The sequence below is a fragment of the Martelella mediterranea genome (assembly GCF_021021415.1).
In the GTDB taxonomy this organism is placed as follows: domain Bacteria; phylum Pseudomonadota; class Alphaproteobacteria; order Rhizobiales; family Rhizobiaceae; genus Martelella; species Martelella mediterranea_C.
In genome coordinates this window covers 1-9,352 of the sequence record NZ_JAINWJ010000077.1, presented here as the reverse complement: position 1 = coordinate 9,352, position 9,352 = coordinate 1, and the positions used below count along the sequence as shown (strand labels likewise).

The 9,352-nt window shown below is 58.2% G+C and carries 6 protein-coding genes; 2 read left to right on the top strand and 4 right to left on the bottom strand.

Translation table 11 applies throughout. The annotated features are described in order from the left end of the window. On the top strand, window positions 1–205 hold a 205-nt coding region (locus tag K7H91_RS24940; protein WP_230722870.1), incomplete at its 5' end, for a hypothetical protein. Window positions 206–259: 54 nt separating this feature from the next. Here the strand turns inward: K7H91_RS24940 and K7H91_RS25945 are convergent. Then, a complete protein-coding gene (locus K7H91_RS25945) occupies window positions 260–514 on the bottom strand; it encodes a helix-turn-helix domain-containing protein (RefSeq protein ID WP_419197525.1) in 255 nt (84 codons plus the stop codon). Between the two features lie 527 nt (window positions 515–1,041). On the opposite strand from K7H91_RS25945, the gene K7H91_RS24935 reads away from it, so the two are divergent. Then, entirely contained in the window at window positions 1,042–6,960 is a 5,919-nt protein-coding gene (locus K7H91_RS24935) for a DUF3320 domain-containing protein (RefSeq protein WP_230722869.1), read from the top strand. 99 nt (window positions 6,961–7,059) lie between these two features. Here K7H91_RS24935 and K7H91_RS24930 read toward each other — a convergent pair whose 3' ends face one another. From K7H91_RS24930 to K7H91_RS24920, 3 genes are read right to left on the bottom strand one after another with little or no spacing between them, the layout of a single operon-like run. After that, window positions 7,060–8,139, bottom strand: coding sequence for an AAA family ATPase (locus K7H91_RS24930; RefSeq protein WP_230722868.1), 1,080 nt, complete (start codon window positions 8,137–8,139; stop codon window positions 7,060–7,062). A gap of 46 nt (window positions 8,140–8,185) precedes the next feature. Continuing rightward, complete coding sequence (tnpB, locus tag K7H91_RS24925; protein ID WP_230722867.1) at window positions 8,186–8,536, bottom strand: IS66 family insertion sequence element accessory protein TnpB; 351 nt, start codon at window positions 8,534–8,536, stop codon at window positions 8,186–8,188. After that, on the bottom strand, window positions 8,533–8,925 hold the full coding sequence (locus K7H91_RS24920; protein WP_230722866.1) for a transposase: 393 nt from the start codon (window positions 8,923–8,925) through the stop codon (window positions 8,533–8,535). Before K7H91_RS24920 ends, tnpB begins: the two co-directional genes overlap by 4 nt. Window positions 8,926–9,352: the final 427 nt, after the last annotated feature.

The window sequence follows — 9,352 nt, the reverse complement described above, 5'->3', positions numbered from 1 at the left end:
TTCGGCGTGGATTGAGCAGCATTATTCGCTGACCGGGCGCGCCGGGCGCCGGACTTTTTCGGATCTTTCATGTTTTGTCTTTTCTCTGCTGCTGTCAGGCAGCAGTCATCGTGGCGCAAGCCAGAGCTGCGCACGGTTGCTCTTTAGTGATATCTATGAGATAAAAGAGGAAGATCGTGCTGCACGATTTTACGAGGCTCGTTAGGACGGCAATCCTTCGAGCCTCAACCTTTTTCAGAGCTCCAGAGATACGCTTAGGTCATTTTGGAGCTCCTTTGCTGGTGTCGGGGTAGCGCTCCGGAAACAGCTGGGCAGCGTCCATGTTCAAGGCGGAAGCCAGGTGCTGTTCGATTTTGGTGGACCGGCTTCTGCCGATCGATACGGAACTTACAGCCGAGATGCCGACGCCTGCCTGACGTGCAATCTGTGCCAAGGACAAGCCGCGGCGAGCGAGCTCATACTTGATACGCTCATGCCTTAGCTGGTCTTTTCTTGGGTGTCGGTTTTTCACCATTATCCGTAACACTATTCCGGTCAACAGCTTCACTTATCTATGAATGATTGAATGAATGAAAACGCACTGTGAGTGGTGGGTTCTTTTGGTAACTAAACCTAAGATTGAATTGACGATTAAAAAATACAACCATTTTCATTTTTCGCATATCATCTGATGATTGCTAAGAAGGTGAAGCGCATCGCAGATGCGGAAGCAGCAGCATAAAGTGCTATATTCAGGTTTATCTTTCGAAGAATCCGCTTCTTTTTCTGGAAATCTCGCGAAATTCGCACGACTTTTTCGCATTTTTCGAGAATCGGCGCTTTAGAACTAAGAAAGTGCGGCTCATGCGGACATTTTCCTCTTCTGTTGAACCGAAACTGGCGCTCTTTTGCTGCTCTGGGGGCGACGTCAGAGCCGTCACAGGGTAGTGATTCGCTTTACTTGCGCCCGAAGGCAGCGGAACGGATTCGCCATTACGGAAGAGCAGCTGGATGGGTTTGACTCGTCGTCAGTGTGCAGCAATGATGCTCCCAGGACGGGCAATGGGGGCGCAAAAGTTGGAAGAAAACTCTTTTAATACTTCAACTGAAGAAGTTCGAAATCCTACTGAGGTGGAACTCGACGTCGTATCGCGGGTCAATTTTTCATCATCCCAAAATGGGGTTTCTATTCTCAAGCGGCTTGTCCTCAGGAACTTGAGCGAGCTACCCTTGGAGAATGTGAAGGTTTCACTCGAATGTCATCCCGCGCTTATCCGCCCGAAAACATGGCCCATTGACCGCATTGCTGCGGACGGCGAGCAAGCGCTGTCACAACTAGACACGCCGCTTGACAATGCCATGCTTGCCGGCCTGAACGAGGCCGAAATTGGCGAATTGTGTCTCAAGGTGGAAGCTGGCGGTGCGATCCTTCATGAAGAGACACGCCGGATCGAGATGCTCGCCCGTGACGAATGGGGCGGCATTGGCGAAATGGCCCATCTGCTTGCAGCCTATGTTTCTCCGAATGAACCCGTTTTGGCGGCGGTTCTCAAAGATGCGGCAAAGCTTCTTGAAGCAACAGGGCAGAATGGTGCCATCGACGGATATCAGTCCAACAGCCCGGCGCGGACATGGATGCTGGCCGGCGCGATCTGGTCGGCGCTCACCGGCCTTGGCCTGACCTATGCTGTGCCGCCAGCGTCCTTCGAAGTGCGAGGACAGAAGATTCGGGATCCTGCGCGCATACGCGCCGAAGGGCTCGGCACCTGCCTTGACCTTTCCCTGCTTGCCGCCGCCTGCTTCGAAGCGGCGGGGCTCAACCCGGTGGTGCTGTTTTCCGAGGGCCATGCCTGGGTCGGCGTTTGGCTGACCGACCGTGATTTCGGAACGATCTCCGAGCCTGACGTCATGACGGTGCGCAAGGCCACCGACGCGCGCGAGTTTGTCATGCTGGAATCCACCCTCCTTACGAGGAGGCCGACAGTTGGTTTAGAAGAAGCAGCGGCGGCGGGTCGGGAACACACGGCCGAGCGTAACGAGCACACATTCCAGCTTGCCGTCGACATCAGACGCGCCCGCGCAGCGCGGATCAGGCCGCTTGCAAGCCATCGTGCCGACGATACTATTCAGAGCGCAGAAATCCCTGCGAGCCCGGCCGCTCTGCCCAAACCGCTCGATTTTGGTCTGCTGCCAGATGATATGGTCGAAGAGGAGCCGAAGACTGCAGCGGACAGGATTTCGCGCTGGCAGCGCAAACTGCTGGACCTTTCGCTCCGCAATCGACTGTTGAACTTCAAGGATACAAAACAGACGCTGCCGTTTCTGTGCCCTGATGTATCCACACTCGAGGATCAATTGGCCGACGGCAAGAAATTCAGGACCCTGCCGCTCAAGGACGAAGATCCTCTCGGCAACAGGGATCTTCTGATTTCCGATGAACAGCAAATGCTGGTCGAGGTCGCACGAGACGCTTTTGCCAAGGGACAGATTGCCGTGCCCCTGACGGGCAAGGAGGCCAACAACAGGCTGCTTGAGCTCTACCGTCGCGCAAACAGCGATCTTCAGGAAGGCGGAACCAATACGCTCTTTCTGGCCGCCGGTTTCCTGCGCTGGAAGAAAACCGAAGGTGATACCCGCAGTTACCGCGCGCCTTTGGTTCTCATTCCCGTCAAACTGACAAGGCGTTCGGCACAGTCCGATTTCATCATCGAACATCACGAAGATGATGTTCGTTTCAATTTCACGCTGCTTGAATTTCTGAAGCGGGACTTCGCCCTTTCCATTCCCGAGCTTGAGGGTGATCTCCCTCATGATGAGAGCGGTTACGACCTGCCGAGAATTTTCGAGGCCATGCGACGCAAGGTCAGGGATGTCGCCGGCTTCGAAGTTGTCGAGGATGTGGCGCTCTCGACCTTTTCCTTCGCCAAGTTCCTGATGTGGAAAGACCTCGTCGACAGGACCGACAGTCTGCGCGAAAGCGCGCTGGTCAAGCACCTTGTTGACAGCCCGGCAGAACCGTTTCTGCCTGACGGCGCCGAGGGCCTGCCTGTCGCTACCGACGTCGATCGACGCATTCAGCCAAAGGACCTGTTCACGCCGCTTCCCGCCGACTCTTCGCAGCTCGCCGCCGTTCTCGCCGCCCAGGAGGGACATGATTTCGTCCTGATCGGCCCTCCGGGTACGGGTAAAAGCCAGACAATCGCCAACATCATCTCGCAGTGCCTTGCAATCGGCAAGACAGTGCTTTTCGTTGCAGAAAAGTCAGCGGCGCTTGATGTCGTTTACAGGCGACTGGCGGCCAACGGCCTCGGCGATGCTGTTCTCGAACTTCATTCCAACAAGGCGGACCGCAAGTCCGTTCTCGATCAGCTCGGCCGCAGCTGGGAGCGCATCTCCGATGCCTCGCCCGGCGAATGGATCAAGGTGACGGAAGAGCTGGTCCTCACGCGAGAGGGCCTGAATGCGTATGTGAAGGCTTTGCATCTTCAAGGTACACAAGGGTTCAGCGTCTATCAGGCGATCGGTCGGGCCGCAGCCGGAGACGCCGGCTTTTCGCTCGGTTTCGATAACAAAGACGCTCATGATGCGGAAAGCTATGCCTACCTGAAGCGTCTGTCTGAAACACTGGGCCGGCGCCACGAGATTGTACGCGAAAGGCCGGCGCTCGATCTCGTCCGCGTCGATGATTGGTCGTTCACCTGGCAAGCGGAGCTTCTCGCGAAAGCGGCATCGCTGAAGGCTCTGTCGGTGCAATTGATCGAGGCTGCAGAGCATCTCGCTGCTGCGGCCGGCTTCTCCCCTGACGCGGCGCTTTCGCCGGGGCGGGTTGAGAAACTCGTGGCTTTGACCGATATCCCTGCGCATGGTGAGGATGTTTCCTGGGCGCTTTCGCGTGATCCCGACAAGCTGGCCTCTGACATTGCGCAGTTGACCAAACTGTTGCGCGGCTACCAAGACGCAACCGAACAGCTTGCCGCCAGTTACCCGATGGAACGGCTGAAATCGATACCGCTTGAAAAGCTCGACGCCGACTGGCGCCTTGCCCAGACGAAAATCTGGCCGCTCTCGATCTTTGCCAAATCATCGGTTCGCAAGCTTCTGCAGACCTATGCGACGGCGGGGGCAGCCAACCCGGCGAGCGATATCAGGGCGCTGAGCGAGGCGCGCGAAAGCCGTGCCGAGATCGACGCCAGCGCGCTGAAGGATTGCCCGCTCTTTGCGGGAACCGAGACCGATGGCGATCACCTTGCCCGTTGGCTCGCAGAAGCGACAGCGATGCGCAACATGCTGGACCGGTTCACGTCCGAGGTTGCCGATGCTGCCGTTTGGACCAACGCCACACAGGCGCTGGCGGCCCGCAGCCGTGACGATCTGAGAGACAGGATCACGACCTTCCGCCAGCATTATGATCGCTGGAATGAGGAGGCCACCGCCTTTGCAAAGCTGGCCGGTTCGGAGCCGAAGGCAATGCCCCTGAGGGAATTCGGCGCGGGCCTGCAGACCATCCTCGACAACAAGGACTTTCTTGCCGACTGGGTGCAGTGGGTTGAAGTCCGCGAACAGGCGCGGACATTCGGGCTCGAGAATCTGGTCAGCGCCCTTGAAACTGGTTCGCTGACCATGCCCACTGCCGATGCCTTTGAAACGGCTTATGCCGCGTGGTGGCTGCCGCTGGCAATGGATGCTGAAATCTGTCTGCGCAGGTTCACGCATTGGTCTCACGAAGACAGGATCAAGCAGTTTCGCGCACTCGACAGCCGCGCTGCGGAAATTGCCGCAAGCGAGGTCCTGCATCGCATCCGGCATGGTCTGCCCACGCGTGACGGCGTTCCGAAGCGATCAGAGCTTGGAACGTTGCGCTATCAGCTCTCGCTGCAGCGCCCGAGCATGCCGATCCGTACGCTGATCTCGGAAATGCCGGGAACCTTCACCAAGCTTGCCCCTTGCGTGCTGATGTCGCCCCTCTCCGTTGCCCAATATTTGCCGGCCGGTCAGGCCGCTTTTGATGTTGTGATCTTTGACGAAGCCTCGCAGATTACCACCTGGGACGCGATCGGCGCGATCGCACGTGGAAAACAGGCGATTATCGTCGGCGATCCGAAGCAATTGCCGCCCACAAACTTCTTTGGCCGCAGCGACGACTCCGAGGAAGATGTGCCCGAGATCGAGCGCGATCTCTCCTCCATCCTGGATGAGGTCGAAGCCGCGGGCATTCCGACACAGCAGCTCGACTGGCACTATCGCAGCCGGGATGAATCGCTCATCGCCTTTTCGAACTGGCACTATTACGGCGGCAGGCTGGTGACCTTTCCCTCGCCGGAAACCCAGTCGATGGCTGTCCAGCTTCATCGTGTTGACGGCGTCTACGCCCGCGGTAAGGGGCGCACTAACGAAACCGAGGCACGCGCCATCGTCAAGATGGCCGTCGCACGGATGAATGAATGGCTGCAGCTTCCCGAAGACGACCGCCAAACGCTCGGCGTCATCACCTTCAATGGCGAACAGCAAAGTCTGATCCTCGACCTTTTCGATGCGGAGCGTCGCGACAATCCGGATCTCGAATGGTTCTTTGAAGATGCCCGTGAAGAGCCGGTTATCGTGAAGAATCTTGAAAACATTCAGGGTGATGAACGCGATGTTATGCTGTTCTCGATTACCTTCGGCCACGACGCTGCCGGCAAACTCTCCATGGCTTTCGGTGCGCTGAACGGGGATGGCGGTGAAAGACGATTGAATGTGGCCGTGACCCGAGCGAGGCGCGAGCTCCATATATTCGCGTCGATCTCCGCGGATGAAATCGACCTAACACGAACGAAGGCGATTGGGGTCAAGCACCTCAAGGCTTTCCTCGATTTCGCCGCACGCGGGACCGTGGCTTTGCCGGCGCAGGACGAAGGCTCCGTTGGTCCGGTCGAAAGTCCGTTCGAGGCTGCCGTGAAGACTGCTCTTCAACAAAGGGGCTGGGAGGTTCGCTCACAGATCGGGGTTTCCGGATTCCGCATTGATCTCGGCATCGTCCACCCAGACCACGCCGGCGCCTATCTGGCGGGGCTCGAATGCGATGGCGCCACCTACCACCGGTCAGCAACCGCAAGAGACAGAGACAAGGTCCGGCAGGCTGTCCTTGAGGGACTGGGCTGGACCATTCTGAGGATATGGTCGACGGATTGGTTCAGAAACAGGCAGGCTGTCATCGACCGCATTCATCTTGCGCTGGTCGAGCGTCTGGAGGCGGACCGGGAAGAGCGAAGCGCAGCAGCGACAAGGCGGGAAGCCGAAGAGCAGGTCTCCGGAAATGATGGAACGGTACCCGAACCAGAGGAAGCCCTTTCTGCGGCGGAAGCCTCCGGGCAAGATACAGACGAACCGGGCGCGCCGGTCGTTGAGGCAGAAATCATTCCGCTCCGGCCGCCCGTCGAGGCGCAATCCGACGAGACCGAGTGGCAGGAGCGTCTGGTCGCGCGCGCGACACCCGGTAATGCCTCCCATACATTCGAACAGGGGCAGGATCGGGCTCCCGATGCCGAAGCATTCTATGACAGATCCTACGATCCGGTCCTGAAGAGCCTCATTGCAAGGATCGTCGAGCAAGAAGGTCCGTTGCCGGTAGCCCTGCTGGGACGACGGATCTCGGCTGTGCATGGCTGGCAGAGAACAGGCCGCCGCATCGCCGAGCGTGTTCGGGAATGTCTCGGCGATTGTGATGTCCATTCCGAAAACGGGGTTGAGTTCGTCTGGAAGAAGGACAGTTATCGCGAACGCATCACCTACAGAGCAGGCCTGGATCGTAGTATCAGGGAAATATCGCGCACAGAGATCGCAAGTCTTTATGACGTCCACGCGCAAGAGATTGACAGTAGCGACGATCCGGTGCTCGAGTTGGCCCGCCGTGCGGGCATAGCCCGCCTTTCAGCTGATGCCCGGGATTATTTGGCCGGATGCATCATTTGGCTGAAGCAAGATGGCGTCGCTTCTGGTTAATGGCAGGAATTGTTTCGGGCCGGCAGCCTTGTTCGCAACTATCCGCCTTGAATGCCGCTTTCAGCAGCGAACATGCCAGGGAACCGGGGACCGCTCCAGTCAATTCAGCACCGGCTGCTTTTCCAGCACCTCCGCGCGTGCCAGCATGCGGTTGATCGAGCGCAGGTTCAGGGGCCGCCGCCGCGTTTGCTGCTGCTCGATAACCTCGGCGATCACATCGACGGACAACTCCGAAAGTCTGCGCTTTCTTCCCTCTCGTCGAGCGAATGCGATCATGTCCGATGGCGGCACGGGTGAAAGGTTCACGACGTTCAACCGGGTTTGCAGCGGTTCCGGAATGCCGGCAAGACTGTTCGATGTCAGGATCCAGCCGATCCACGACATATCGAACCTGAGCTGGTAGTAAGGGCACTCCCACCGCGCCGCCGTGGCTGTTTCCAGCAATGAAAGCAATGCATCGGGCAGGCTGCATCGCGCCCCGTTTGTCGAGACTGCAACGCCCGCCTTCTCGATCTCATCGATAACGATGATCGGATTGGCAACCTTGTGCTGGATCACCGTCTGGATCGGCTTGCCGGGATGCGCCGATCCCCAACCGCGCTGGGAGCCCGCGACAGCAAAAGAGGCCTGTTCGCCAGCCGCGTCAATTGTCCGCAGCGGAACCTTAAGCACTTGGCTTACCTTGCGGGCCCAGACCGACTTGCCGATGCCAGGCGGCCCGTTCAAAAGCAGAGGCGGAAGGCGGAAGCCAGCCATGCCCGAGCGAACAGATAGCCGCATCGCCTGCCAGAACAGCTCTGTCGCCGGCGCCATCCATGGCATTTCTGCGTGAAGCGCTGCAGCAATCTCATCAGCGCGTGCCTCGCTCTCGATTTCGACCACTTGCACGCCAGCATTCAGTACTTCGATCGCCTTGCGGTCCTCGGGCCGCAGATGCATGATCCCGGAAACCTTTTCCCGCCCCTTGATGATCCGTACTGCCCATCGCCTGATCCGTGCCCGGTCGCGACTTGTCACAATGTCTCTCGAGCGATGCCAATCGTCCTCGTCGGAGACCTCTTCGACAGACTGCTTGTCCTCGCGCAGCTTGCGTAGGTGGTTTTCAAATCGGTATTCAAGATCGGCTTCGCTATCGCCGACCGGGAACAGCTTAGCCTCGACAAAGGGGATACGCATCATACTGCAATGTCCGGATACAAGAAAAAGAAGGAGAGAAACCGCCTGATCAGGCGATCTTCGGATGTGTGTAATGGGCGGTCGCAACCCGTCCCCAATCAAGGCCTTCAAACAGAGCCTCGAACTGCGCCTTCGTCAGCGTCACCGTGCCGCCCTGCATTTTCGGCCAGACGAAACCGCGGCCCTCGATACGCTTGTAGATCAGCACGAGACCCGTTCCGTCCCACATCAGCACCTTGGCCTTGTCGCTCCCTTTGGAGCGGAAGACGAAGAAAGCGCCGCAAAACGGGTCGAGGTCGAAACAGCGCATCACATGGGCGGCAAGGCCATCCATCCCCTTGCGGAAGTCGACGGGATCGGTGGCCAGATAGATCTTGAAGGTGCTCGACGGAAAGATCATGAGAACTGCCCCGCGACGCGGATCAGCTTCGCCAGCTCGGCATCAGCAATGTTCAGCGGGAACTCGAGGCAGACGCCGCCGACAAGCAGCCGACCACTTGAGCCGCTCTCCCTGCTGGGTTCAACCAGGCGAGGTGTTTCGTGAGCCAGTTTGACTTCGGCAAAAGGCTTGGGCTTTTCACGCCCGTCATGGATAGTCCGCGCTTCCGCCAGCTTGACCCATTTGCGCACAAGCGTATCTCGCGTGCCGAGCTCATCGGCGATCAATTTGACCGGGCAGCCTTCGTCCCGAACCCGGCGGACCGCTTCACGTTTGATCGACTTCGGCCAGATCTTCCTGCCATCGGTCGAGAGCCCGACCTTGAAGCCCCAGATGTCCACTGACGCCATTCTTCCCTCCTGATTTCAAAGGTGAAGAGAGGCCTATCATTCGGACTTTTGGTTCAGCTAGCCCAAAAAAAGGGTAGTTTGCTACGCTTACGAATTGTCGACGGACCGTGTGGCCGCATGGGAGCAGGTAGTGAGCATAATGGCGGTCGTGCTCGTCGCGCTTCAGAAAGCGATAGCCGCAGTTTTCAGCGTTATCTCGGCCTCTTGTCTCCTGGCAGGCTGCGCACAAAGGCGTGGCAGTCCTGAGCACGAAGACTTTCTGCACGGTGTGTCCGCTGCATTTCTTGCATTCTAATACGATGTGGTACCGGTTACGGACACGTCCCACCACACGAAATCCTTTGCTCTCGGCAATGTCTTTCCATTGCGGCGGGACCGGACCGGGATATCCGATGGCGATCTTGCCCTGATGCGCCGGATCGACGAA

Coding starts and splice junctions, on each gene's coding strand:
- tnpB (WP_230722867.1), bottom strand. CDS start 8,536: ATGATCTTTCCGTCGAGCACCTTCAAGATCTATCTGGCCACCGATCCC.
- K7H91_RS24920 (WP_230722866.1), bottom strand. CDS start 8,925: ATGGCGTCAGTGGACATCTGGGGCTTCAAGGTCGGGCTCTCGACCGAT.
- K7H91_RS24935 (WP_230722869.1), top strand. CDS start 1,042: ATGGGGGCGCAAAAGTTGGAAGAAAACTCTTTTAATACTTCAACTGAA.
- K7H91_RS24930 (WP_230722868.1), bottom strand. CDS start 8,139: ATGATGCGTATCCCCTTTGTCGAGGCTAAGCTGTTCCCGGTCGGCGAT.
- K7H91_RS25945 (WP_419197525.1), bottom strand. CDS start 514: ATGGTGAAAAACCGACACCCAAGAAAAGACCAGCTAAGGCATGAGCGT.